This window comes from Nonlabens tegetincola (assembly GCF_002117085.1).
Classification (GTDB): domain Bacteria; phylum Bacteroidota; class Bacteroidia; order Flavobacteriales; family Flavobacteriaceae; genus Nonlabens; species Nonlabens tegetincola.
In genome coordinates this window covers 1,294,709-1,320,041 of record NZ_CP019342.1, presented here as the reverse complement: position 1 = coordinate 1,320,041, position 25,333 = coordinate 1,294,709, and the positions used below count along the sequence as shown (strand labels likewise).

Below are 25,333 nucleotides of genomic sequence, written 5' to 3'. Positions count from 1 at the left end.
TTATAACATTTCTATAACCATAGCGCTTGCACCGCCGCCACCGTTGCAAATAGCAGCAGCTCCTAATTTTCCGTCTTCTTGTTTAAGTACACTTAATAATGTAGTTACTATACGAGCACCGCTACAGCCTAATGGATGCCCTAGTGAAACCGCACCACCATACACATTAACGTTCTTATCATTAAGTCCCAATAGCTTCATATTTGCTAATCCAACAACTGAAAAAGCCTCATTGAATTCAAAATAATCTATTTCATCTTGAGAAACACCTGCTTTACTTAAAGCTTTGGGTAAAGCTTTTGCAGGAGCAACTGTAAAATGCTCAGGACTCAGTGCTGCATCTGCATATCCTTTTACGTAAGCAATTGGGCTAAGACCTAATTCTTTAGCTTTATCTTCACTCATCAAAAGTAATGCGGCAGCACCATCGTTGATCGTAGAGGCGTTTGCCGCTGTCACTGTACCATCCTTAGTAAAAGCAGGGCGTAATGAAGGTATTTTATCCATTTTAACATTAGAGTATTCCTCATCTCTATCAACTACCAAATCATCACCACGGCGCTGTGGGACATGAACTGGAACTACTTCATCACTAAACTTTCCATTTGACCAAGCTTCACTAGATCTGTTATAAGATTGAATTGCAAATTTGTCTTGATCTTCTCTTGTAAAACTATGGTCTATAGCACACTGGTCAGCACATACTCCCATAGCATTTTTATCATAGGCATCAATTAATCCATCTCGTTGCATTCCATCGACTAGAGTGCTAGGGCCAAACTTTGTAGCATTTCGTAAGTGTGTATAATGTGGTATTTGACTCATGTTTTCCATTCCACCGGCAATGACAACATCAGCGTCTCCACAAGCTATTGATTGTGCTGCCATCATTATAGATTTCATTCCACTCGCACAAACTTTATTTACAGTAGTACAAGGAGTGTTTTTTGATATACCTGCTCCTAGAGCTGCTTGTCTAGCAGGTGCTTGACCCGTATTTGCTTGAACAACGTGACCCATAAAAACTTCTTGAACGAGGTTTGGATCAATTCCAGATTTATCTATTGCTCCTTTGATTGCTATGCTACCTAATTGTGTTGCAGGGATGGTTGATAACTTTCCCATAAAGCTACCAATAGGTGTTCTTGCGTAGGATACAATTACTACTTTATTCATGATGTTTATCTTTACCTGCGAAAATACATAAAAACACTGCTTTTTAAAATTGTAAAGTGGTTAATTCAACCTTAAAGTAAAGGATGTCGTTTATAAAAAAATACTTTAAAATTGAACATTTGGCTTTATTTGTCATTTTGTTTCTGTCTACGGTTTTAATAGTTCTATTAACTCCGGAAAGTAATAGATTTTCATTACGATATCAACACGGTGAACCTTGGTCACAGGATGTTTTATACGCGCCTTTTGATTTCCCTGTTTACAAAACGAATGAGGAATTAATTTCAGAAAAAAAACAAGCAATAGAAAGTCAATTTCCGATATATACTTTTAAGAAAGTATCACTTGAAAATAAAAATTTTATTCTTGCGAATAGTGAAAAAGTTATTAGCGAAAATCTGAATAATGATTTAAATGAAATAATACTTAACTCTTACGAAACAGGTGTTATTTCTGATACCTTCATTAATCGTTCTATCATATTAGTTAAGAATGGTGAGGAAAGTATTATTAATACGGATAAACTTATTAGAAGAACTGAACTAAAAAAGAAAATAAGAAATTTACTTCCTGATTCATTATTTAATGTTTTTAATATCCCTGAAGAAAATGTTTTCTTTAATAAGGAAGAAACGAATAAGAGGATTAATAATGCTATTTCAAATATTTTACCTATTGACTATTGGGTGAAACAAAATAGTAGAATAATAGCTAAAGGTGAAATAGTTCAAGGTGATAAGTTGAAAGTGCTAGATTCCTTGAATAGAAATTATGTAAAGAATTCAGACGTAAAAGATCGACTGATTAGTAAAATTAGTAAAGGAGCAATAATTTATGTTCTATTATTAGCGTTTTATCTGTATATCAAAAAATTTAATGGAGCACTTTTAATGATTAATAAGAATATTATTTTCATTTTATTCAATACATTATTGTTCATTAGTTTAGGAATATTTTTCTCGTATAGTTATCCTGATTATATATTAATTGTACCTTTTGTAATTTATTCTTTGATTCTTCAATCATTTTTTTCTACAAGATTGGCTTTATTTTGTAGTGTCTTAGTAACTCTTGTCATAAGCCTTAATGTTTTAAATCCCCTTATTTTTATTACACAACAAATATTAATTTCAATTGTAGCCTTAACCTCAAATGCAAAAATTTATAATCGAGCTAATTTATTTTTAGTGGTTGTTAAAATTCTAATTGTTTCTACGATTATTTGGATTTCATTTTCATTATTTAGTGATGCGGATTTCATTATTAAATGGGAAAAATTAGGGCAGATAGTAATCAGTAGTATTCTCGTCCTAATGATTTATCCTCTCATATATGCTTATGAAAAAGTTTTTAATATGACGAGTGATATTTCATTACTTGAATTAGGAGACACCAATGCTCCATTGTTAAAAAGATTATCCAATGAAGCGCCTGGAACCTTTCATCACTCTTTGAATGTGGCTAATATAGCAGAATATCTGGCAAGTGAAATTGGAGCAAATTCGATGTTGGTTAGAGTCGGTGCTTTATATCACGATATAGGAAAAATTAGCAATCCGACTCTTTTCATTGAAAATCAAACGAATGGTATTAATCCCCATGATGATCTAGCACCCAAAGAAAGTGCAAGGATAATAATAAATCATATATTGCTAGGAGTAGAGTTAGCTAAGGAGTACAATATTCCTGATAGAATAATTGACTTTATAAGAACCCATCATGGAGATTCTCTTGTCAAATATTTTTATCATAAAAACAAAGAGCTCGATCCAAACACAGTTAAAGAGAATTTTAGTTATCCGGGTCCTAAACCATTCAGTAAAGAAACAGCATTATTAATGATAAGTGATAGTATAGAAGCAGCTTCAAAGAGTGTGCAACAACCGACTGCACAAAAATTTGATAGACTAGTGGAAACTGTTATAGATGGACATTTAAATAGTGGTCAGTTTGATAATTCTGATTTAACTTTAAAAGAAATTAAAAAGGTCAAACTATTGATAAAAAAGAAGTTAAACAGTATTTATCATGTTAGAATTGAATATCCCGAATAAAAAACGTAAAAATGTTTTGTGAAAACTAATTCTTTGCCGTAGATTTGCAACCGCTTTGAGAAATTGAAGTAAGTTCTTAAATTTTTGGAGAGGTGCCAGAGTGGTAATGGAGCAGATTGCTAATCTGTCAACGCGTAAGCGTTGCCCGGGTTCGAGTCCCGGTCTCTCCGCAGCATTCTCCAATGTTTTTCGGGGTGTAGCGTAGCCCGGTCATCGCGCCTGCTTTGGGAGCAGGAGGTCGCAGGTTCGAATCCTGCCACCCCGACTTAAAGCCTTATCATTATTTGATAAGGCTTTTTTATTTGTCTCTTTTAAATTCTTTTAATTACGAATCTCAATAATTCAACTATGCATTTTGTAAATTGCATATGAACTATTGTACCCATGAAAACTGAATTACACGATTTACGTAAAAACTATCAAAAAAGTGAATTGATAGAATCAGATGTTCCTAATAATCCTTTTTTGTTATTTAAGGAGTGGTTTGAAATGGCTAAAGAACATCCAAAAATTGAAGAAGCAAACGCTATGTCTATTGCGACATTAGGTAGTGATGGTTTTCCAAAAAATAGAATTGTATTACTCAAAGAAATTCTTGATAATGGATTTGTTTTTTACACAAACTATGAAAGCGAAAAATCAAAAGCTATTAAAAATTATCAAAAAGGATGTTTACATTTTTTTGGCCTGCTTTAGAAAAACAAATTATTATAAAGGTTACTATTTCAAAGGTATCTAAAGAACATTCTGAGAATTATTTTAAAAAGAGACCTAGAGAAAGTCAGTTAGGTGCTTGGGCTAGTGAACAAAGTTCACAGATAGCATCTAGGGAACAGCTGGAATACAAACTCAAGACTGTTAGAGAAAGATTTGAAAACACTTCAAAAATTCCAATGCCAGAATTTTGGGGAGGTTTTATTTGTAAACCGTATAGTTTTGAATTTTGGCAGGGAAGGCCAAATAGATTGCACGATAGACTACTTTTTGAACAGGTAGATTCAATTTGGGAAATGAAAAGACTACAACCTTAATGAAAAAATTAACGCTCATCAGGCACGGTAAATCTACTTGGGAATATCAAGTAAGAGATCACGATAGGGTTCTTAAAGAACGTGGTATACAAGATGCACATTTGATAGGTAGCTATTTGAAAAAAAATTCATTTAATTCAGATATTTACATGTCAAGTAGTGCAGCACGTGCACTACAAACTGCAACTCTAGTTTGCGAGTATCTTGATTATAATTTAAACTCTCTTTCAATTAATAGGAGTTTATATACTTTTAGCAAGGAAGAATTAGAATCAGTTGTTCTTAATGCAAATGACGACCTTGATCATATTACAATATTCTCTCATAATCATGGAATTACTGAATTTGTAAATCACTTTGGAGATATTTACTTTGATAATGTTCCTACTACGGGCTGTGTAACTCTTGAATTTTCAATTAATTCATGGAAAGACTTGAATCCTGGTAAAACGATTTCACATATTTTCCCAAAACAACTTCGTTAATGAATACTTACTACAATCGTGAATTAAGTTGGTTAAAATTCAATGAAAGAGTGCTCCAAGAGGCAGAAGACCAATCGGTGCCTTTAATTGAAAGACTTAGGTTTTTAGGGATTTTTTCCAATAATTTAGATGAGTTTTTTAGGGTGCGATATGCCACTATTCAAAGAATATATAAGGCAGGAAAAAATGCAACTAAATCTTTAGGAGGAATATCAGCCGGAGATTTATTAGAAGAGATTAATAAAGAGGTTATATCAATCCAGGCGAGAAGTTTTACCGTTTTAGAACAGCTTGAAAACGAATTAAAGCAAAAAAATGTATTAATTGTAGATGAAAAGGAATTGCCAAAAGAACATGAAGGCTTTATAAGAAATTTTTACAATGAAAAAATAAGTACCGCAATTTCAACCATTGTTCTTAAACCGAATCAGCCGCTACCTAGTTTGAGAGATGGTTTGGGATATCTAGCAGTAAGAATGGTTTTAAAAAATGAAACAACGCAGTATGCCATTATTGAGATACCAAAATACTTAAATCGATTTGTAGTTCTTCCTAGATTAGAAAATGATGATAATCAATATGTAATTTTATTGGATGATGTAATTAGGCATCGATTACATTATACATTTGATATGTTTGATTACAAATATATCGAAGCTCATATGATCAAAGTTACTCTTGATGCAGAGCTGGAAATGGATATTGACCTAAAACAAAGCCTTTTAGAGAAAATAAGACGTAGTGTAAAGGATAGAAAAGATGGTGATATAGTACGATTTGTGTATGACAAGGAAATAAATAATAAAACTTTAGAATTTCTTCTAAATAAACTACATCTTGACGACGTAGATTCCATAATTCCTGGTGGTAGGTATCATAACCGTAGGGATTATTTAAAATTCCCAAGTCTAGGTAGAACGGATTTATTGTACGAACAGAAATCGCCGTTACCGGTGTTGGACATACCAGCAAGAGGTTCCATTTTTAAGATAATTCAAGAAAAAGACATCTTACAATACACGCCTTACCATACGTTTTCCAATACAATTAGGTTTCTACGAGAGGCTGCACTAGATCCATACGTTACTACCATTAAAATAACTATTTATCGACTTGCAGAAATATCACAAGTAGCCTTTGCATTGATAAATGCTGCTAAGAATGGAAAACAAGTCACAGTATCGATAGAGTTACAAGCGCGATTTGATGAACAGGCAAATATCAATTATGCGGAACTCATGCAAGAGGAAGGAGTTAAACTCATATTTGGAGTTCCTGGGCTTAAAGTACATTGTAAGGCATGTGTAGTAAACAAGGTTATTAAAGGTAAAAACACTAGACTTGGATTCATTTCAACCGGAAACTTTAATGAAGCAACCGCTAGGATTTATACCGATTACACCATTTTTACATCTAACAAGAAAGTTCTCAAAGAGGTAGAACGAGTTTTTGACTTTTTTGAAGTTAATTATAAATTACATAGATATAAACATTTACTTGTTGCACCACATTATTTAAGAAATGGTATCGAACGATTGATTCGTAAAGAGATCGCTTTCGCGAAAGCGGGAAAAAAAGCCTTCATTAGGTGTAAATTGAATTCGATATCAGATTTCAAGATGATTGATTTGTTGTACCAGGCGTCAAATGCAGGTGTTGAAATAGAATTAATTGTACGTGGTATTTGTTGTCTGATACCAGGAGTTCCTGGAATGAGTGAAAACATCACAGTCAAAAGTATTGTAGATAGATATTTAGAGCATCCTAGAGCCTACTACTTTCACAATGATGGGAATGATCTTTTGTATATCTCAAGTGCAGATTTCATGACTAGAAATCTAGACCATAGAGTAGAGATAGCTTGTCCCATTTATGATAACGAAGTGAAAAGACAAATATTAGAAACTTTAGAGATTTGTTGGAATGACAACATAAAAGCTAGACTGATTGATGAGAATCAAAATAATAATTATGTAAAACTTTTAGAAGACAAATCTGTAAGATCTCAATACGAAACCTATACTTATCTTAAGAATCAATAATGAGTTTTAAATCTGTTAAATATGGTGCCATTGACATAGGTTCTAATGCAATTAGACTGCTTATCGCAACAGCAAATACTATGACAGGAAATCCACCAAACTTTAAAAAAATAAGTTTGGTAAGGGTACCTATTAGATTAGGTCAAGATGTATTTACTACTGGTGAAATAAGTGAAGTAAATTTCAATCGTATGGTAGACGCCATGAAGGCATACAAACTGCTTATGCAAGTGCATAAGGTTGAAAAGTATAAAGCCTATGCAACAAGTGCCATGAGAGGTGCCCAAAATGGCCAAGAAATCGCAGATTATATTAAAGAGAATTGCGGTATTGAGATCGAAATTATTGATGGATCCCATGAAGCGGCTATAATTGCAATGACCGATTTACATAATGTGATAGACGAAAGAAAGGTTTATTTATATGTCGATGTAGGTGGTGGTAGTACAGAATTTACTCTTTTCGCCTATGGGAAAGAGGTTGTTTCTCGTTCCTTCCAAATAGGTACTGTTAGGCTACTTAATGATATGGTAAATAACTCTCTTTGGGCAGAGGCAGAGAATTGGGTAAAAGAAGTTTGTAAGCCATATTCCAAAATTGAATTAATAGGTTCTGGTGGTAATATTAATAACATATTTAAAAGTAGCGGTAAATCTCAAGGAAAACCACTTTCTTACTTTTATCTAGCTAGTTACTATGAAAAGTTACAATCGTATACTTATGAAGAACGTATATACAGTTTGAATATGAATCAAGATCGTGCAGATGTTATCATACCTGCTTGTAGAATTTATTTAAGAGCAATGAAATGGAGCATGGCCAAAAATATTTATGTACCGAAGATTGGATTGTCCGATGGTATCATTAAATCGATATATAATGCAGATAATCGGATATAATTGTTGGCAAGAATATATTTAAGCAGCATTAAACTATTAAACAGTACTTTTGAAATAAATAATTAGAACACATGAAAAATATTATTTTATCCTTATTTGTGATTTTTATTTCACTGAATGCCTATTCTCAGGTAAACGGTGAAGCTCAGTATGGATTTAGGCTAGGTCTTAATTACTCAAATTTATCGGGTGATATTGAGGATGCCGATTCTAGATTAGGATTACATGCAAATTTCTTTGCTGTTGTACCATTAAGTGATTCCTTTAGTTTACAGCCTGAAATAGGACTTTCTGCAATAGGTGTTAATGAAGAAGAGCTGCGATTAGAAAACGGAGATAACGTTCAATTTAAAACAAATTGGTTACAAGTAGGTGTTCTTGCCAAAGTAGATTTAGGAGAAAAATTGTATCTATTGTTAGGCCCACAAGCAGGAGTAAACGTTACTGAACGCGATAATAATGATTATTATAACTGGGATATTGCTGGTGTAGGTGGAATAGGGTACAACCTAGATGAAAATTGGACCTTGGACTTGAGATATAGTTATGGATTCGCTAATATTTTCGATAGGGAATTTGGTGAAATAGCTGAAGCGAATAACAGATACTTTCAATTAGGTATAGCTTACAAGTTATAAAATCAATTGTCCTATGATATAAAAAAAGCAGCCGTAGAGCTGCTTTTATTATTTAAAATCGAGATCAAATGTTTTTCTTAGTAATTCTAGCGCGGGATTTTTCTCAGACAATTTTTGATACTTCTCCTGTTCTGTAAATACATATTTTTTGGTTACCTGCTCATCTACTATGATGTCAAAATAAATGTTGTAATTGTTTAATTCCCTTTTCAAATGTTCCAAAACCGTTCCTTGATTTTTTTCAAGATCTTCTTTCATTGATTTGTTAGGAAATTTTAGGCGTATACCTGATTTTTCTATCAATTCAGGATCATCTGCATTGAGAATACTTGCTAAAATACGCTGGCCTTTATTCTCTAAATAATCCACGTATTTATTCCATACTAGATTTAACTCCTCTTGACTAAAGGGTTTTGTAGGTAATTCATCATGTTTAATTACTTTTTGAGCAGCTTTGGCGACGTGCTCATTTTTCACCTGTATAGCTTTGATAGAACTACTACTTACAGTTTCTTTAGTTTTAGAAAACAATCTTGCTCTAGCAGCTTTTAATTGAGCTTCACGATCATTGGAATCCACAAATTTTTGGGAATTCAAATGAGGTGTCTTCTCTGGTACAGGACTGGTTGATTCTATAGGCTTTTCAGAATTCCTGTAAGTTGATGGCTCTTCAGATATTTCTTTAGGAGGTGCTGCTTTCGTATCGCGAGCTGTTTCCTGTTTTTGTTCCTCAGTAGGTTTTACATCATCTATTAGGGTATCTGTAAACTTTTCAGGACCTACTATGTAGCTATTGGAGTTTTTTTTTTCTCCATCCTTAAGGATAGAGGCTAGTTTCATTATTGCTAGTTCGACATGTAATCGTTGATTTCTACTAGCACGGTAGTTAAAATCGGCGTTGTTTGCTATTTCTATAGCCTCACGCAGGAAACCTAAATCTGTATGAGAAGACTGGCTTTTGTATTTTGCTTTAGTTTTTTCACCTAATTCCAAAAGCTGGATAGTGCGTTCATCTTTACAAACCATAAGGTCCCTAAAATGACTTGCAAGACCACTTATGAAATGATGACCATCAAAACCTTTAGCTAGTATTTCATCATAAGTAACTAGAAGATTAGGGATGTCGCCATCTAGAATCAAATCGGTTACCTTGAAATACGTATCACGATCTAAAACATTTAAATTTTCTGTTACAGCTTGTACAGTAAGATCTTTACCAGAAAAGCTTACCACTCTATCAAAAATCGACAAGGAATCACGCAATGCACCATCTGCTTTTTGAGCTATTATTTGCAACGCTTCTTCCTCAGCGTTTATACCTTCTTGTTGAGCTATTCTTTTAAGATGATCTCTCATAGCGCCTACCGTAATCCTCTTGAAATCAAATATTTGACATCTAGATAATATGGTAGGGATGATTTTGTGCTTTTCCGTAGTCGCTAAAATAAAAATAGCATGAGATGGTGGTTCCTCAAGGGTTTTTAAAAACGCATTGAAGGCAGCATTTGATAGCATGTGAACCTCATCGATGATATATACTTTATACTTTCCTACTTGTGGAGGAATACGTACTTGATCTACAATACTACGTATGTGCTCTACACCGTTGTTTGAGGCAGCATCTAATTCAAAAATATTGAAAGCAAAGTCTTCATCGGGACTATAATCTCCACTTTCTTGATTTATTTTTTTGGCAAGAATTCTGGCACAGGTAGTTTTTCCTACGCCTCTAGGTCCTGTAAATAGTAACGCCTGCGCTAGATGATTGCTTTTTATGGCATTCTCTAGAGTTTGTGTAATTGCCCTTTGACCAACAACATCTTCAAAGGTTTCGGGTCTGTATTTACGTGCGCTTACTATAAACGGTTCCATAGGTCAAAGATATACGTAGAACATTATTTTGCCGTTTATTTTGAGTTTGTTTTTTATTGATTTATCAACAAAAAAATAGGTAATTTTGCTGCGCAGGTCGCCTTATCGTTCCAGTATTTACAGGAAAGGAAAGTCCGGACACCACAGGATAGCATAACGGTTAATGGCCGTCGTTGTTGTTATGCTTTCGCGAAAGCGTAATCGTAATAGCAATAGGACTAGTGCAACAGAAAGTATGTACAGATAATGCTGTAGTGAAATCAGGTAAACTCTATGCGGTGCAATGTCATGTAGGTCAGAGTTTGAGCGTTATCCGCGCGATTTTGATGGGTAGGCAGATAGAGGTAAGTAGTAATACTTATCCCAGATAAATGATAAGGGTCTCAATAATGAGATACAGAATCCGGCTTATAGACCTGCTTTTTTATTCTTCTTCATCTTCATGATAAAAGAAACTAAAAACTGTGCCACCATATCGACGACTATCTTTAAAGTATGAATGAGTACTTAAATCTGAGTGTTTTGAATGCTCTACGATAAGCATTCCATCAGTATCTAATAATTCTTGCTGAAAGATTAATTCTGGTACTTTAAGAAATTCCTCATCACTGAAACCGTAAGGAGGATCTGCAAAAATGAGATCGTACTTACCTTTATGTTTGCTTAAAAAACTGAACACATCGGCCTTTACAACGTCAATATTTAAGTCGAGATCGGTTGCTGTTTTTTTGATAAAACTAGTACATGCAGCATGTTTATCAACTGCTAGTGAACTACTTGCTCCACGACTACAAAATTCATAACTCATGTTTCCACTACCTGCGAATAGCTCCAATACTCTGGCATCATGTATTTCAATCTGATGTCTTAAAATATTAAATAGAGCTTCCTTAGCCATATCCGTCGTAGGACGAACAGGTAGATTTTTTGGAGCTTGTATTCTTCTTCCTTTATGTATTCCAGAAATTATGCGCATATTAATTCTTTGAGATAATTGATGTTTTCATTTTTTTCCACATGACGTATATATTTATACAGCACATCAAATAATTCTTCATCAATTTTTTCACCTTTTACGGTTACTACTGTGGTTTCTACATCGCAATTAAACTGTTGTAATGAAAATACGGTATAGTATAGTAAATCTTCTTTGGACTCATAAGGGTAGCTGTTATGGGCAACTAATTTATCGTCTTTATAAACACTTAAGTAAAAATGATTAGGAAGAAGGTTTAAATAAGCATGGTTTTGCCTTTCAATGTTTTCTTCTTTTTTCAATATTTGAGTACTTAAGTGGTAGTAATTAAGATCGCCGTGTTTTTCAAAAAAGAAGTTATTCAAATTGCTATATGCAATATAAACAGTAGTTAGTTCTTTGAGATTATCATGACTGATTACATCAGTTTCTAATAATTGAGTTGTGTATTTAAGGTAGTCTGCGCTATTTGAAGGATCAAAGTAGGCATTGGGAACACAGGTGAAAATAGGGTGGTGGTAATAGATGTTTACTTTAGAAAAAGATTTGTTTACGAATTCTTCTTTGTTATAAATTGATTCTATCTCTTGTAAAAGTTCTATAGGATTGTTGGAGTATTTAAAGCTTTTATCGTAACTGTTTTCTACGCGATTACCTATATGAGTAAAAAAAGAAAGTCCATTCTGATGAATCAGAACGGACAACTCTTTTAAAATATTTTCAGACTTATTAGTTATCTGCATACTTTCTAGGCCAGTTACCACTTGTTGTAATTTCATCCAAGCTACCTACATAGATAGTAGATCCATTTACAGCCTCAACAGCTTTTACCTCAAGTTCTGCTTTTACGAGCTTTTCAGGCTGATCAAAAAGAATTTCTTTTTTATCGGCTGTAGCTTTAAATACAGGTATCATTTGGTCTTTATCTGGTACAAGACCTGTTTCCAATTTGATTTTACCTGGAGCATTTTCGATACCATAATCAAGAAGTTTTGCAACGTCAGTATTTTTGAATAATGAATCTTTAACAGATTTAAAGCCTAACGTGTCAATAATAGTAACCTCTTTAGTATATCCACCTGTTTCAGGATCTAATCTAAATTTGATGTTACGTTCTCTATCTACAACAGTACTATCTCGTTTAGTAGTAAGAGCAAATTGAGCAGTATCTACAAATTGTGTAAGGTTATTGATGTTCTCTGCATACTTACCAGTAATCAGTTTGTGAGCTGTTTGAGCTTCTCTTAACTTTATAAGTTTACTAATTACCTTTTTATACCTTTCTTCTTTTACTTTTTCAAATTCTACGGGTTCGGCAATGGATTGATACAGCTTGTATCCAAAGAATCCGCTTAAACCTAAAAGTATAAGAATAAATATAGGGTGTGCTTTCTTAGGAATTTTGTTAATAAATACAGCAAACAGTATCAGAACGACTAAACCTGCTAATACTGATAGTACAAAAGTCAACATATGTTCAAAAGTTTTTACTTGTTTTCAAAGCAAACAAATCTACAATATTTTTCGTCTAGTCCTAACGACTAGTGTGAAATTTGGGTTAAGTTTACCCACAGTTTTTCTACAAACCTTATATGGACGTATCCTCTTTCTATAAAGAATTAAAAGATCAATTTCCCTTTGAGCCTACAAATCAACAAGATATAGCGCTTCATCAGTTAAGTGATTTCATTCTAGATAAAAAAAATAAAGACCGTACTTTTTTATTAAAAGGTTACGCAGGTACAGGAAAAACCACTCTTATTAGTGTATTAGTTAAGGCTATTTGGAAAGTAAGAGTAGGAACAGTACTTCTAGCACCTACAGGTAGAGCCGCCAAAGTAATAAGCAATTATTCATCCAGACAGGCAGCCACCATTCACAGAGAAATTTATTATCCAAAAGGTCAAGGTAGCGGCAGTGTAGAGTTTACACTTAAAAAAAATAAACATCGTAATACCTTATTTATAGTAGACGAAGCATCTATGATACCAGATGTAGTCTCCGAAGGGAAATTATTTGGAGCTACAGGATCATTACTGGACGATCTTATACAATATGTCTACGAGGGAAGTAATTGTAAATTACTGATCATTGGAGATACAGCACAATTACCGCCAGTAAAACTAGAAGTAAGTCCAGCTCTTGATGAAAGAATAATTGAACAACGTTATTTAAAAGAAGTCACAAGTATTGAATTAGACGAGGTTAAACGACAAACCGATAAATCTGGTATCTTGTATAATGCCACAGGTATACGTAATCATATAGAGGAACAAGATTATAATTTTAAATTTAACGTACAGCCTTATAATGATATTAAACGATTAATTGATGGACATGAAATTATTGATACTATTAATAGTGCCTATGACATCAACGGTCATGAAGAAACAGCAATAATTGTAAGATCAAATAAAAGGGCAAACCTTTATAACCAACAAATAAGATCTAGAATTTTATTCAGAGAAAGCGAGCTAAGTGCCGGCGACTTCCTTATGGTCGTAAAAAATAATTACCATTGGCTCAAACCTACAAGTGATGCTGGATTTATTGCAAATGGTGATATCATAGAAATATTAGAGATATTCTCATTTAAAGAACTTTATGGTTTCAAATTTGCTAATGTTAAAGTGCGTATGGTAGATTATCCTGACATGAAACCCTTTGAAACCACGTTATTACTTGATACATTAACATCAGAATCGCCTAGTTTAACCTATGAGCAAAGCAACAAATTGTATCAAGAGGTAAGGATGGATTATCTTAAATTACCTAAATGGAAGCAGTATAAAGAAATTAAAGCCAATCAGTATTTTAATGCTCTACAAGTAAAATTTTCTTATGCGATTACTTGTCACAAATCTCAAGGAGGACAATGGGAAAATGTGATCGTTGAGCAACCCTATTTACCAGATGGACCTAGCAAGGATTATTTAAGATGGTTGTACACGGCATGTACAAGAGCCAAAACAAATTTGTATCTTATAGGCTTCAATAAGGATCATTTTATTGAATCATAGTTATGGAAACATTTTTTAGCATTTTCACCAGCGTTTGTTTGGGTATAGGATTGTCTGCCAGTGCAGGATTTAGAGTATTCGTTCCTTTGTTATTTTTGAGCTTTGCCGGATACATGGGATGGATACCCTTAAATGAAGATTGGTCCTGGGCAGGAAGTTTAACAGCTGTAATTGTCCTAGCAGTTGCAGCCGTAGTAGAACTTCTTGCTTATTACATACCTTATGTAGATAATCTTTTGGACACTATTTCGGTTCCTCTCGCAACTATTGCAGGTACTGCAGTAATGGTAAGTGTCGTAGGAGATTTGGATCCTGTTTATACGTGGACTTTGGCCATTATAGCTGGTGGTGGAACAGCAGCTGCTATATCAAGCACTACAACCGCAGCACGCGCAACAAGCACAGCAACTACTGGTGGATTAGGTAATCCAGTAGTAAGCACAGCCGAGGCTGGATTAAGCGGTATTCTATCAATTCTCTCCTTACTCGCTCCAGTTGTCGCTGTCATTATTGTAATATTAATCTTTCTCGCCATGAGAAAGTTATATAAAAATTGTTTAAAAGAAGTTCGCTTTCGCGAAAGCATACTAACAAAAAACTTACAAATTGAGAACAATAGCCGTAATACCTGCACGCTATGAAGCAAGCAGATTTCCAGGTAAATTAATGAAAGATCTAGGTGGTAAACCTGTAATTATACGCACCATGCAGGCCACTCAACAAACAGGCCTATTTGATGATGTAATGGTTGCAACCGATAGTGAAACCATCTACAAAACTGTTGAGGAGAATGGAGGTAAAGCGGTAATGAGCACCAAAAATCATGAATGTGGTAGTGATCGTATTGCTGAAGCAGTCGAAAACATACCTGCCGATATTGTTATCAACGTTCAAGGCGATGAACCGTTTACTAATAAAGAAGATTTAGCCTCATTAATAGAAGTGTTCAAGAATGACCCTTCAAAAAATATATCACTCGCATCTTTAATGCATGAAATTAAAGGTGAGGAAATGATAACTAATCCTAATAATGTAAAAGTTATAGTTGATGAAAATGATCACGCTATTTATTTTTCAAGGTCGCCCATACCTTATCATCGAGATAAATTATTACCAGCTACCTACTATAAGCATATAGGGATTTATGCGTTTAGGAAACAAGCGTTACTTGAATTTTATCACAGTAAGGCAACACCACTAGAGTTGTTAGAAAAACTAGAATGCTTGCGCTATATAGAGCAAGGTAAAAAGATTAAAATGGTGCGCACTCACAAATCTAGTATTGGAATTGACACACCAGATGATTTAATTGAAGCAAATAAATTGTGGGACTGCTCTAAATAGCGATACCTACAGGTAACATTTCCTTGTATTTAATTCTATTTTTTCTCACAAATCCAGCAATTTTAGGGTGAGTAGGTACAACTTTTAATTCTTTTTCAAATTTAATGTTGTCAAAAACAGCTGTAAGAAATTCATCCTTGAAAGAAAAGTTCTCTTCTAGAACTTCAGGGATAATTAATTTGGTTAAAAATATTTTGCGATCTTGTTGAGCATACTCGATACGAGCCATTTCTCCATCCACAATACATTCATACTGACGTAAAAACTCATTGTCAGTAATTTCTAAATTTACCTTTGTACTCATTCTCTCTTATTTAAAATCAGAAGAAATTCTGATCGTTTTACTACCTATATTTGATTATATTACTGGTAGGTTAGTAAAAGCTTTTTGAATAGTTGAATTACAAATATACTAAAAAACAGACATATACAAGTTAAGGTCTGTGTAATTATTTATAAATCAGATATATAAGCATCAATGAAGTGTTCGGTATATTTTATGCCTGGAATGGCAGCATCACCTCAAATTTTTGAATACATAAAATTGCCATCAAAACAATTTGATGTTCATCTAATGGAATGGATTCTGCCTGTTAAAAATGAATCTATTAAGGACTATTGTATCAGGCTTCTTGATCAAATAAAGCATGAAAACCCTGTTTTAATAGGAGTATCATTTGGTGGTGTGATAGTACAAGAACTTTCAAAACTGCTACCTGTAAAAAAAATGATTATCATTTCTTCCGTTAAATCTAACAAAGAGTTCCCTAGACGCATGAGGTTAAGTAAAGTTACTCATCTTCACAAGGCGTTACCTACAACTCTCATTAAGCATTTTGGGACTATCGCTTCTTACTCAAAAATATTGGCACCCAAAAAGATAGAAATGTACAATAAATACCTATCTGTAAATGATCCATTGTACATGGATTGGGCCTTGAACACAATCATTAACTGGGACCAAGAAAAAGCACCGGATAACTTAATTCATATCCATGGTGATAGTGACCCAGTTTTCCCCATTAAATATATTGAAAACTGTATTACTGTTGAAGGAGGAACACACGTTATGATTATAAATAGATTTAGATGGTTTAATGAGCATTTACCTCAACTTATTTTGGATAATTAACACTATCGATTAACCACTAGTCTGGTTAAAATTATATTTTTAAACAAAATTTTGAAGATGAAGAAACTACTTATAGGTATAGGATTAGGTATGGTTACTGTTATTGGATTAAGTATGATCCAAACTAGCGATAGCGACGAATCGGTAACAATTGAAAAAACAGCAACTCTAAAGACGGATAAAAAACTGGTAAATGATTACAATGTTTACAGTTTCAATGTGCCTGAAAATCTGAATTTTGCAGGTGAAACAGTTCCTTTAAATATGCCAGATATTAGAGAACGTGCCGATAGAGAATTCCTCGTAAATACCTACTGGCAGTCAAATGGGATTTTGTTAATTAAACGAGCTCAAAAATATTTTCCAATCATTGAACCCATTTTACGTGAATATAATATTCCCGATGACTTTAAATATTTAGCCGTTATTGAAAGTGGTCTACAACCAGTTACTTCACCTGCTGGCGCCAGCGGTTTTTGGCAAATAATGAAGGCAACAGGAAAGGAGTATGGTCTAGAAGTAAATAGTAATGTCGATGAGCGTTTTCACATTGAAAAAGCAACACGTGTAGCATGTGAATATCTTAAGAATAGTAAAGAGCGCTTTGGAAGTTGGACTCTTGCTGCAGCAGCATATAATGCTGGTAATGCAGGTATTAATCGAGAGTTAGAAAAACAACAAGTGGATAATTATTATGACCTTGCACTTAATCCAGAAACGGGTCGCTATATGTTCAGAATAATGGCCATCAAAGAGATTTTGCAAGCTCCAGAAAAGTTTGGTTTCAATGTTGAACCAGATCATGCGTATCAACTAGTTCCTACAAAGGATGTAACAGTTGATTATGAAATTGAAGATTTGTCCGCTTTCGCGAAAGCGCAAAATATCAACTACAAAATTTTAAAGATTCACAATCCGTGGTTGCGAGAAGGCAAATTGAACAATCAATCTAGAAAAGTGTACCAAATTAAAATTCCTGAGGCAGGCTATTATAACTGATGATTTTAGATTGGGTTTACCGTAATTGGTTTTTTACAGCACTAGTACTTAATTATGTAGTAGCGTTGACAGGTGCTTTTTTTTAATAAAAAGCAATCAAAACCCACGTAAAACGGTTTCATCCCTTCTCTTTCTTATTGCCCTTCCATTTATTGGTCTTATAATCTATTACTTTTTTGGTTTAGAATATAGGAAGTCTAAAATTTTTAAACGTAAGGACTTAGATGCTAATGCCTTAGTAAAAGAATGGAATGAGCGTTTACAAATCTCAGATCAACGTATTCATGAGCTGGATGATCAAGCCCTTATGGATCGTTTAAAAATGGTTAAGTTACTCAAACATAACCAAAACGCCTATCTAACTCTCAAAAATGACGTCAAGGTCTTAATTAATGGAAATGCCACTTTTGAATCCATATTTAAAGATATTGATGAAGCACAAGACCATATTCATCTAGAATATTTTATTTTCAATGATGACAATATTGGGAATGCGTTTATTGATAAGTTAATAGAGGCTAGAAATCGTGGGGTAGAGGTCAAGCTTATTTATGATTCAGTAGGTAGTGATTTATCACGAGCAGGTAAAAATCGTATGAAAGATGCTGGTATTGATTATCATTCTTTCATGCCAGTGTTGTTTTCAGATTTTACGAGAAAAGCCAATTATAGAAACCATCGTAAAATATGTATCATAGATGGCCATATAGGTTATCTAGGAGGAATTAACGTAAGCGATAGTTACGTAAATAAGAAAGGAGATACTGGAAGATTATACTGGAGAGATACTCATTGTCGTATTGAAGGTCATGCGGTAAAATCGTTACAAGTACAGTGGTTGTTAAACTGGTATTTTGTTTGTCAATGTGACAAAGAGGAACTGCCACATGAAATACCATCAAGTTATTTTCCCGAAATTGATGAGGTAGAAGATGTCGCTGTTCAAATAGCTGCAAGCGGTCCCGATACTGATTGGGCCAATATAATGGAAGCACTTTTTATTGCGATCAATACTGCACAACGATGTGTGAGGATTACCACTCCTTACTTTATACCTAACGAATCCATTTTAACCGCTTTAAAAAGTGCTGCAAGATCTGGAATTGAAATAGAAATTCTTGTTCCTAGAAAAGGTGATAGTTGGGCTGCAAGATATGCTAGTAGGTCTTATTTCACAGAAATATTAGAAAGTGGCGTTAAGTTGTACTGGTACACTAAAGGAATGCTACACGCAAAAACTATGGTGGTTGATGATCACTTTGCTACGATAGGAACCTCAAACATGGATTACCGAAGTTTTGATATAAATTTTGAAATCAATGCTTTGATGTATAATGAACGAATAAGTAAGGAATTGAATGATTTATTTGATAAGGATTTGCTTGATAGTGAACAAATTATACTAGAAAGGTGGGAAAAAAGAAATAAACTAAACAAATTTAAAGAGTCTTTTTGTAGATTGTGGGCTCCATTACTATAACATGAAACCAAAAGCCAAAATGTCTCTTACAACTATTTTATTATTACTTCTTTTAGGATTACTTGCTGGATTATTGAGCGGTAGCGTGGGCGTAGGCGGTGGTGTTATCATGGTGCCATTAGCTATTTGGTTCTTAGGTTATAATCAACATGATGCACAAGGATTAAGTCTTGCAGTTCTTGCGGTTCCAGTGACCTTTCTAGCAGCTTATAATTATCATAAAGCTGGTGAAGGATTAGACTGGCGATATGCCCTAGTAATTGCAGCAGCCTTTGTAATAGGTGGCTATTTTGGTTCAAAGATAGCAGTCAAAATAGACCAGCAAACTTTAAAAAAAATATTTGGGGTTGTTTTAATAATTGTTGCTATTAAAATGATTTTCTTCTCGCAGGCTAAGCCAGCCGAATAGATATTAAAAGTATCTTAAATGCTAATTCAAGATTTAATTACTCGTATTTTTATATCATCAAAATATTAAAATACATGAAACGTTTATTTTTATTCTTATTAATTTGTGCAACTACAGCTGTTACAGCACAAATACAAACTCCGCAACCTAGTCCTGCGGCAAAAGTCATGCAAAAGGTAGGTCTAACAGATATTACTGTTGAATATTCTAGACCAGCAATGAGAGGTCGTACGATATTTGGAGACTTAGTACCATTTGACAAAATATGGCGCACAGGAGCAAATGCAAATACAACCATCACAGTTGGAGACGATTTTACCTTTGGTGGGACAGATGTTAAAGCAGGAACTTATGCTGTATTTACTAAACCTGGTAAAAAACAATGGGATGTTTACCTGTACAGTAAAACAGACAATTGGGGTGCACCAAGATCTTGGGACGAATCATTAGTCGTGGCAACTGCAACAGTGCCGGTTCAAGAAATGAACTTAACTCAAGAAAGTTTTACAATAGGGATTAATGAATTATCCATGGATAGCGCTCATTTGCAAATTAGTTGGGAAAATTCATTAGTAGCTATTCCAATTACCGTACCTACTAAGAAGAAAACCGAGGAAAGTATCATGAAAGTAATGTCTGGCGAGGCACAGCCATCGATTAATGATTATTATAGTGCAGCCGCTTTTTACTACGAAGCGGGAACGAACCTAGAACAAGCTCTAGAATGGATTACTAAAGCAACAGAAATGAATGATAAGGCTTTCTGGATGTTCACTAGGAAGTCCTTAATAGAAGAGAAACTGGGTAAAAAGAAAGACGCTGTAAAGACTGCTAAAACAGCCCTAGCCTTAGCAAAGGATCAGAAAAATGCTGATTATGTAAAAATAAATGAAGACAACTTAAAGCGCTGGGGCGCGATGTAAGTTGGATCTTGTTAAATAAAAAACGCTGTTCAGTTGAACAGCGTTTTTTTTTACCGCTTTATAGTTATAACAAGTTTTAATTATAAAACATCGTGTCAAGAGATGGGTAAATCTCGACAAGCGTGATAATTCTAGTAGCTATCATTAAAAGGCAAATTAAAATACTTATAACTAAAGCAGGAATTTTCAAACTTTTCTTAGTAACTGCTAGTGCAAGCGCAATTGGTACAAAACCGTAAACTATGCCTAAGGCAAATTGAATTAAGTAAGTAGTTTTATTAAATTTTAAATTAAGTAAGCTTATAAGAATCAGGTGTATCAACATGAAAATAAGCACACCTATTAAAATATAACTACTTCTAGTGAGGTTAGTTTTTATTTGGTTTACTCTAGATTTAGGTAACGATATTAATTCATTTTCCTTAAAAGGATTATGGTCTTCTGACTGTTCCATTAAACTTATATTCTATTTAAATGTGGTTCATTATTATAATCGCCTAATTGAATAAGGAAAGCAAATACAATCGTTAATATTGCACCTAGTGGATTAAGCCATAAGAAAGGTAAAATCTCGATACCTGGTACAAATTCATGTAAAATAGCACAAGTGGCTACAATTACTTGTGACAGGCATGCTGCAATAAAAATAGCCTTACCTTTTATATGTTTTATATACAAAGCAACAAGAAAGATACCTAAGATAGTACCGTAAAAAATGGAGCCTATGAAGTTTACTAGCTGTATTAAATTATCAAATAATGATACAACTGATGCAAATCCTATAGCTGCAATTCCCCATGCCAGTGTGAACCACTTTGACATACGCACGTAGTGATCATCATCACGTTCTGTTTTACTGAATCGTTTATAAATATCAACAGCCGTGGTGGACGATAAGGCATTTAATTCTGATGCAGTGGAACTCATCGCTGCACTTAGGATAACAGCAAGTAATAATCCTATTAAACCTTTAGGTAAGTGATTGAGGATAAAATGTATAAATACAAAATCTTTGTCATTTGTTTCAATACCTTCATCTGCCTTTTCAATAAGAATTCTTGCTTTACTTCTATTGTATTCTTCCTCGGCGCGCAGTCGGTTTAACTCTACTTTTAGATTGTCATTTTCATAACCATCAGCTAGTATAGCAGCGTATTGTTTTTGAGTTTGTTGTTTTTCTTCTAGTATGGATTTGTGATTATTCTGTAACTTAATGTATTCCTGCTTATACTCGCTTTCTAACACAGCTTGTTCTCCTGCTGGATTGAAGTTTAGTGGTGTAGCATTAAATTGATAGAATACAAAGACCATCACACCTACTAGAAGAATAAAAAATTGCATCGGGACTTTAAGTAAGCCATTGAAAAGCAAACCTATTCTCATTTGTTTTACCGATTTTCCAGATAAATATCGCTGTACTTGAGATTGATCGGTCCCAAAATAACTAAGCATAAGAAAGGTAGCTCCAAATAACGCACTCCACACATTATACCTATCTTGATACGAAAAACCAAAGTCTAGAATTTTCATCTTATCTGCATCACCGGCCATTTGCAACGCATTGTCAAAGGTTACATTCTCTGGTAATGCTGTTACAATTAAAACAAAGGCTGTAATCATTCCTGCCATGATCACAATCATTTGTTGCTTTTGAGTAACATTAACCGCTTTGGTACCACCAGACACTGTATAAATGATTACTAGTATTCCTATTAAAATATTTAGGTATTTGAGTTCCCAACCAAGTACGGAACTTAGGATAATAGCCGGTGCATAAATCGTTATTCCTGCGGCAAGACCACGTTGTATAAGAAATAGTATAGAGGCTAGAGACCTCGTTTGTACATTAAACCTATTCTCTAAAAATTCATAGGCCGTATAAACTTTGAGTTTATGGTAAACAGGAATAAAACTTATACAAATTATCACAACCGCTATCGGTAGACCAAAATAAAACTGAACGAATTCCATTCCTTCTGTATATGCTTGTCCTGGAGTACTTAAAAAAGTGATAGCGCTGGCTTGTGTTGCCATGACTGATAACCCAACAGTCCACCATCGGGCATCACCTCCTTTTAAATATTGTTCACTACTTTGTTTTCCTCTAGTTTTATAAACACCATAAAATACAATAAAGACTAGAGTAGAGGCTAGAATAAACCAATCAATTGTTCCCATACCTCATGCTAATTAAATAGAAAATCACCGCAAAAACAATGTTTGCAGCTATAAGACCTATATATACCTTGCTCCATTTTTTAGAATTTCCTTTCTTCATCTTGCTGTTTAATCGGTTCCTTTTCAATACTTAAACTCAACATGTTTGCAAGCAATTTATAAGCTCCAGAAACTCCGGCAGGTAATTCCCTAAATAAGCTCAAACCTGTGTAAACTATATGTCCATCACCGTATTTTCCTACTAGTAAACTTCCTTTAGTCATAGGCTCACCAGCGTCATTCATACCTAGAATAGGTGTAAAATTATTGTTCCATTTTTCAGGAAAATACAAACCTCTTTCTTGAACCCATCCTTCAAAGTCTTTATTCGTAATGCGATTAGGCTGGTTCATGATTCTGTGATCTGGTGCAAGAAAAGTCACAGCAGCATTTTCATCTGTTACACGCTTTCGCGAAAGCGTAATATCTAACGGTCCTAGTTCATTATCACCAATACCGCGATTAGTATTGTACTGCATGATGAGTGTTCCACCTGAGGCTACATAAGTGTCAAGGATATCCTTTAATGCTGCCATTTCTTGTTTGTAAACGTTAAAGGCTCTTATTCCAATTACTACGGCATCATAATCTGAAAGATTTGCAGGAACTTCTGAAGGATCAAAAAAGCTTACCTGGCTGCCCATCGCAGCTATTGCTTGACCTACTTGATCACCAGCACCATTAATATATGCGACCGAGTTTGCAAAGTTAGTTATACCTGGTTGTACGAGTTGAACTTCGTTATTACGCACCCATTGTTGATTTGGAATATGTTCATAATTAATGGAAATTACCTCTTGGGTATAGGATTTATCATTTACGGTTAAAATAGCGCTGGCTAATCCTTTACTTGCTTGTGATGGGGCAGTTACAATAAAGTTATATTGTTTTTGATCTCCTTTTAAAAGGTCATCAATAGTGATATGCTCTGGCGTTACCTTCCATTCAGTAGGTACACATAATTCAAGTTTCGCATTTCTGAAATTTTTAAAGGCGTGTACATTAATAGTTATCTCTTGTTTTTGGCTTTGAGTGAAGATAAAAACGGGATTATCTATGGATAAAGATACTTCTGGAGTAATTTGAAGAGGTTCTCTAACTTCACCTCTTACAGGATCAGTTCTTTTATGAATCACGGGTATTTTGAAAGGAATGGCTTGATCTTTAATCCTTATAATTCCTCTAACTAAAAATGGACTATCTAATTCTGGTTTTCCTATTTGTTCTGGGTTATTTACCACGTACATACCTATAGTACCTTTTTGTTTAAGATAGTAAGGTGTAGTAGTTTCAAAATAGGAAGGAACCTTCAACTTTCCGGTTAGTTGCTTTGACTCATATTCTGAAAGTACAATATTGTTTTCTTTAATTTCTACTAGGTTGCTAGGGATGAATTCAATTGAAAAATCAATTTTAGACCTATTAGTTATCTCGATAAAAACATCACTTTCATTACCAATAGCAATTTGTTCATTTCTGGTAGATGCCACCATATAAATTCCAAGAATATTATTCAGAATATGATCAATTTCTTTTAATTTAATTGTTTTCCAGTGATCATTTTTAATTTTTGAAATATTTGATCGCAGTTCTAGTAGTGAAGGAATGCTAGCTTCTGGATTTTTAAAATCGTAATTTGAAACCAGGTTTTCATGTAAATCTTTTATCTTTTTTCCTCCTTTAACTCTTGTCCAAGTGGTATTTATTCCTGAAAATAAATCAGATTTATCTGTTGGGAAATCACCATCTATAAACTCTATATATTCCTTTTGTGGCGACCTGTCTCCGCTACTACCAAAGCCTTGTGACTTGTGTTCACTTCGACTTAATGCTGCAATTTCATGATTTGACAAACCTTTATAATCATAAAATGGATTTGAGTTTATAGCGAGTAAATTTTTCTTGTCTGCTTGTTCAAAAGCCTCTTGACTACCATAAAACCACCAGCTCGTATTAAAAAACAGTCTGCTAGGTTGCCAAGTTTCGAGTGTTTTTAACTGATTTCCAAAGGCATTTTTATCTCCTGCAGCCTTAAAAGCTTCAACACTAAAAATAGCACTAGTGGTATGATGTCCATGAGTGGAGCCCGGTGTTCTATGATCAAAACGATTGATAATTATATCAGGTCGATATTGTCTAATAATACGTACAACATCTTCCATAACTTGAGTTTTGTTCCAAATTTCAATCGTCTCATCTGGATGTTTTGAATACCCAAAATCATTTGCTCTGGTAAAAAACTGTTCGCCGCCATCTATGTTTCTTGCCTCAAGTAGTTCTTGAGTTCGTATCATTCCTAGTTGTTCTCTTAATTGTGGACCAATGAGATTTTGACCACCATCACCACGTGTAAGAGATAGATAAGCAGTTCTTGCCATTCTCTCGTTGGCTAAATAAGAAATAAGTCTTGTGTTTTCGTCATCCGGATGAGCAGCTACGTAAAGTACTGTTCCCAGAAATCCTAATTTTTCAATATCGTGGAAAATTTGGGATGTAGTAACTGGTTTAGGAGTAAGTCGATTTTCTTGTGCAATTATGGGGTATGCAATCAAAATACCGCATACAAAAAGGAGGATCTTTTTCATACGGTGTGAAGATAAAAATTTAAGAGGTAAAAATGAATGTAAAAGGCGTGC

Annotated in this window: 22 protein-coding genes, 2 tRNA genes, 1 other RNA gene and 1 pseudogene; 17 read left to right on the top strand and 9 right to left on the bottom strand. The window is 34.1% G+C overall.

What is annotated here, in order from left to right:
* Entirely contained in the window at positions 1-1,176 is a 1,176-nt protein-coding gene (locus tag BST91_RS06365; RefSeq protein ID WP_085774868.1) for an acetyl-CoA C-acyltransferase, read from the bottom strand.
* Positions 1,177-1,295: 119 nt separating this feature from the next.
* Here BST91_RS06365 and BST91_RS06360 point away from each other — a divergent pair, with 119 nt between their 5' ends.
* The 8 genes and pseudogenes from BST91_RS06360 to BST91_RS06325 all read left to right on the top strand — a co-directional run bounded on the left by BST91_RS06360 (position 1,296) and on the right by BST91_RS06325 (position 8,325).
* On the top strand, positions 1,296-3,230 hold the full coding sequence (locus tag BST91_RS06360) for an HD family phosphohydrolase (protein WP_169709763.1): 1,935 nt from the start codon (positions 1,296-1,298) through the stop codon (positions 3,228-3,230).
* Positions 3,231-3,316: 86 nt separating this feature from the next.
* Positions 3,317-3,400, top strand: a tRNA-Ser gene (locus tag BST91_RS06355).
* Positions 3,401-3,420: 20 nt separating this feature from the next.
* Positions 3,421-3,495: transfer RNA gene (locus BST91_RS06350), tRNA-Pro, on the top strand.
* Positions 3,496-3,614: 119 nt separating this feature from the next.
* A pseudogene (gene pdxH, locus BST91_RS06345) lies at positions 3,615-4,261 on the top strand (pyridoxamine 5'-phosphate oxidase).
* Complete coding sequence (locus BST91_RS06340; RefSeq protein WP_042279483.1) at positions 4,261-4,746, top strand: SixA phosphatase family protein; 486 nt, start codon at positions 4,261-4,263, stop codon at positions 4,744-4,746. Before pdxH ends, BST91_RS06340 begins: the two are co-directional and overlap by 1 nt.
* Positions 4,746-6,788 (top strand): polyphosphate kinase 1, encoded by a 2,043-nt coding sequence (ppk1, locus tag BST91_RS06335; protein WP_085774866.1) that lies wholly within the window; start codon positions 4,746-4,748, stop codon positions 6,786-6,788. The genes BST91_RS06340 and ppk1 overlap by 1 nt, the downstream gene beginning before the upstream one ends.
* Positions 6,788-7,687: a Ppx/GppA phosphatase family protein gene (locus BST91_RS06330; RefSeq protein WP_179944175.1), complete on the top strand. Its 900-nt coding sequence runs from the start codon at positions 6,788-6,790 to the stop codon at positions 7,685-7,687. The genes ppk1 and BST91_RS06330 overlap by 1 nt, the downstream gene beginning before the upstream one ends.
* Before the next feature lie 71 nt (positions 7,688-7,758).
* Positions 7,759-8,325, top strand: a complete 567-nt coding sequence (locus BST91_RS06325) for a porin family protein (RefSeq protein WP_085774865.1) — start codon at positions 7,759-7,761, stop codon at positions 8,323-8,325.
* Between the two features lie 48 nt (positions 8,326-8,373).
* Here BST91_RS06325 and BST91_RS06320 read toward each other — a convergent pair whose 3' ends face one another.
* A complete protein-coding gene (locus tag BST91_RS06320; protein WP_085774864.1) occupies positions 8,374-10,197 on the bottom strand; it encodes a DNA polymerase III subunit gamma/tau in 1,824 nt (607 codons plus the stop codon).
* An 89-nt stretch (positions 10,198-10,286) separates the two neighbouring features.
* Between BST91_RS06320 and rnpB the strand changes: the two genes are divergently transcribed.
* An RNA gene (gene rnpB, locus BST91_RS06315) (RNase P RNA component class A) lies at positions 10,287-10,624 on the top strand.
* Here rnpB and rsmD read toward each other — a convergent pair.
* From rsmD to BST91_RS06300, 3 genes are read right to left on the bottom strand one after another with little or no spacing between them, the layout of a single operon-like run.
* Positions 10,622-11,173: a 16S rRNA (guanine(966)-N(2))-methyltransferase RsmD gene (gene rsmD, locus BST91_RS06310; RefSeq protein ID WP_085774863.1), complete on the bottom strand. Its 552-nt coding sequence runs from the start codon at positions 11,171-11,173 to the stop codon at positions 10,622-10,624. The genes rnpB and rsmD overlap by 3 nt on opposite strands.
* Positions 11,164-11,952, bottom strand: a complete 789-nt coding sequence (locus tag BST91_RS06305; RefSeq protein ID WP_085774862.1) for a DUF3822 family protein — start codon at positions 11,950-11,952, stop codon at positions 11,164-11,166. The genes rsmD and BST91_RS06305 overlap by 10 nt, the downstream gene beginning before the upstream one ends.
* A complete protein-coding gene (locus tag BST91_RS06300) occupies positions 11,903-12,646 on the bottom strand; it encodes a hypothetical protein (protein WP_240919391.1) in 744 nt (247 codons plus the stop codon). The genes BST91_RS06305 and BST91_RS06300 overlap by 50 nt, the downstream gene beginning before the upstream one ends.
* A gap of 119 nt (positions 12,647-12,765) precedes the next feature.
* Between BST91_RS06300 and BST91_RS06295 the strand changes: the two genes are divergently transcribed.
* Genes BST91_RS06295 through kdsB form a run of 3 tightly spaced genes read left to right on the top strand, consistent with a single transcriptional unit; the run spans position 12,766 to position 15,537 of the window.
* Positions 12,766-14,193, top strand: a complete 1,428-nt coding sequence (locus BST91_RS06295; protein WP_042279330.1) for an ATP-dependent DNA helicase — start codon at positions 12,766-12,768, stop codon at positions 14,191-14,193.
* A 2-nt stretch (positions 14,194-14,195) separates the two neighbouring features.
* Entirely contained in the window at positions 14,196-14,834 is a 639-nt protein-coding gene (locus BST91_RS06290) for a DUF4126 domain-containing protein (RefSeq protein ID WP_085774861.1), read from the top strand.
* Complete coding sequence (gene kdsB / locus BST91_RS06285; RefSeq protein ID WP_085774860.1) at positions 14,800-15,537, top strand: 3-deoxy-manno-octulosonate cytidylyltransferase; 738 nt, start codon at positions 14,800-14,802, stop codon at positions 15,535-15,537. Before BST91_RS06290 ends, kdsB begins: the two co-directional genes overlap by 35 nt.
* On the opposite strand, the gene BST91_RS06280 is transcribed toward kdsB, so the two are convergent.
* Positions 15,530-15,841 (bottom strand): GNAT family N-acetyltransferase, encoded by a 312-nt coding sequence (locus BST91_RS06280; protein WP_042279325.1) that lies wholly within the window; start codon positions 15,839-15,841, stop codon positions 15,530-15,532. The two genes, kdsB and BST91_RS06280, sit on opposite strands and share 8 nt — an antisense overlap.
* A 174-nt stretch (positions 15,842-16,015) precedes the next feature.
* Here BST91_RS06280 and BST91_RS06275 point away from each other — a divergent pair, with 174 nt between their 5' ends.
* From BST91_RS06275 to BST91_RS06255, 5 genes are all read left to right on the top strand, one after another.
* Positions 16,016-16,669: an alpha/beta fold hydrolase gene (locus tag BST91_RS06275; protein ID WP_244895703.1), complete on the top strand. Its 654-nt coding sequence runs from the start codon at positions 16,016-16,018 to the stop codon at positions 16,667-16,669.
* Between the two features lie 57 nt (positions 16,670-16,726).
* On the top strand, positions 16,727-17,668 hold the full coding sequence (locus BST91_RS06270; RefSeq protein ID WP_085774859.1) for a lytic transglycosylase domain-containing protein: 942 nt from the start codon (positions 16,727-16,729) through the stop codon (positions 17,666-17,668).
* Between the two features lie 85 nt (positions 17,669-17,753).
* The gene (gene cls, locus BST91_RS06265) at positions 17,754-19,148 is read left to right on the top strand and encodes a cardiolipin synthase (protein WP_317043079.1); all 1,395 of its coding nucleotides are present in this window, start codon (positions 17,754-17,756) and stop codon (positions 19,146-19,148) included.
* A 19-nt stretch (positions 19,149-19,167) separates the two neighbouring features.
* Complete coding sequence (locus BST91_RS06260) at positions 19,168-19,557, top strand: sulfite exporter TauE/SafE family protein (RefSeq protein WP_060525115.1); 390 nt, start codon at positions 19,168-19,170, stop codon at positions 19,555-19,557.
* A 74-nt stretch (positions 19,558-19,631) separates the two neighbouring features.
* The gene (locus tag BST91_RS06255; RefSeq protein ID WP_085774858.1) at positions 19,632-20,480 is read left to right on the top strand and encodes a DUF2911 domain-containing protein; all 849 of its coding nucleotides are present in this window, start codon (positions 19,632-19,634) and stop codon (positions 20,478-20,480) included.
* Between the two features lie 76 nt (positions 20,481-20,556).
* Here BST91_RS06255 and BST91_RS06250 read toward each other — a convergent pair whose 3' ends face one another.
* From BST91_RS06250 to BST91_RS06240, 3 genes are all read right to left on the bottom strand, one after another.
* A complete protein-coding gene (locus BST91_RS06250) occupies positions 20,557-20,934 on the bottom strand; it encodes a hypothetical protein (protein WP_085774857.1) in 378 nt (125 codons plus the stop codon).
* A gap of 5 nt (positions 20,935-20,939) precedes the next feature.
* Positions 20,940-22,658, bottom strand: coding sequence for a sodium:solute symporter (locus tag BST91_RS06245; protein WP_085774856.1), 1,719 nt, complete (start codon positions 22,656-22,658; stop codon positions 20,940-20,942).
* 80 nt (positions 22,659-22,738) lie between these two features.
* Positions 22,739-25,282, bottom strand: a complete 2,544-nt coding sequence (locus tag BST91_RS06240; RefSeq protein WP_085774855.1) for a PIG-L family deacetylase — start codon at positions 25,280-25,282, stop codon at positions 22,739-22,741.
* Positions 25,283-25,333: the final 51 nt, after the last annotated feature.

What these genes read in the sequence shown, in the direction of transcription:
- BST91_RS06300 (WP_240919391.1), bottom strand. Translation starts at nt 12,646, where the DNA reads ATGTTGACTTTTGTACTATCAGTATTAGCAGGTTTAGTCGTTCTGATA.
- BST91_RS06330 (WP_179944175.1), top strand. Translation starts at nt 6,788, where the DNA reads ATGAGTTTTAAATCTGTTAAATATGGTGCCATTGACATAGGTTCTAAT.
- BST91_RS06250 (WP_085774857.1), bottom strand. Translation starts at nt 20,934, where the DNA reads ATGGAACAGTCAGAAGACCATAATCCTTTTAAGGAAAATGAATTAATA.
- BST91_RS06305 (WP_085774862.1), bottom strand. Translation starts at nt 11,952, where the DNA reads ATGAAATTACAACAAGTGGTAACTGGCCTAGAAAGTATGCAGATAACT.
- BST91_RS06365 (WP_085774868.1), bottom strand. Translation starts at nt 1,176, where the DNA reads ATGAATAAAGTAGTAATTGTATCCTACGCAAGAACACCTATTGGTAGC.
- BST91_RS06280 (WP_042279325.1), bottom strand. Translation starts at nt 15,841, where the DNA reads ATGAGTACAAAGGTAAATTTAGAAATTACTGACAATGAGTTTTTACGT.
- BST91_RS06320 (WP_085774864.1), bottom strand. Translation starts at nt 10,197, where the DNA reads ATGGAACCGTTTATAGTAAGCGCACGTAAATACAGACCCGAAACCTTT.
- BST91_RS06295 (WP_042279330.1), top strand. Translation starts at nt 12,766, where the DNA reads ATGGACGTATCCTCTTTCTATAAAGAATTAAAAGATCAATTTCCCTTT.
- BST91_RS06245 (WP_085774856.1), bottom strand. Translation starts at nt 22,658, where the DNA reads ATGGGAACAATTGATTGGTTTATTCTAGCCTCTACTCTAGTCTTTATT.
- BST91_RS06255 (WP_085774858.1), top strand. Translation starts at nt 19,632, where the DNA reads ATGAAACGTTTATTTTTATTCTTATTAATTTGTGCAACTACAGCTGTT.
- BST91_RS06240 (WP_085774855.1), bottom strand. Translation starts at nt 25,282, where the DNA reads ATGAAAAAGATCCTCCTTTTTGTATGCGGTATTTTGATTGCATACCCC.
- ppk1 (WP_085774866.1), top strand. Translation starts at nt 4,746, where the DNA reads ATGAATACTTACTACAATCGTGAATTAAGTTGGTTAAAATTCAATGAA.
- BST91_RS06260 (WP_060525115.1), top strand. Translation starts at nt 19,168, where the DNA reads ATGTCTCTTACAACTATTTTATTATTACTTCTTTTAGGATTACTTGCT.
- BST91_RS06275 (WP_244895703.1), top strand. Translation starts at nt 16,016, where the DNA reads ATGAAGTGTTCGGTATATTTTATGCCTGGAATGGCAGCATCACCTCAA.
- BST91_RS06325 (WP_085774865.1), top strand. Translation starts at nt 7,759, where the DNA reads ATGAAAAATATTATTTTATCCTTATTTGTGATTTTTATTTCACTGAAT.
- BST91_RS06340 (WP_042279483.1), top strand. Translation starts at nt 4,261, where the DNA reads ATGAAAAAATTAACGCTCATCAGGCACGGTAAATCTACTTGGGAATAT.
- rsmD (WP_085774863.1), bottom strand. Translation starts at nt 11,173, where the DNA reads ATGCGCATAATTTCTGGAATACATAAAGGAAGAAGAATACAAGCTCCA.
- BST91_RS06270 (WP_085774859.1), top strand. Translation starts at nt 16,727, where the DNA reads ATGAAGAAACTACTTATAGGTATAGGATTAGGTATGGTTACTGTTATT.
- BST91_RS06290 (WP_085774861.1), top strand. Translation starts at nt 14,196, where the DNA reads ATGGAAACATTTTTTAGCATTTTCACCAGCGTTTGTTTGGGTATAGGA.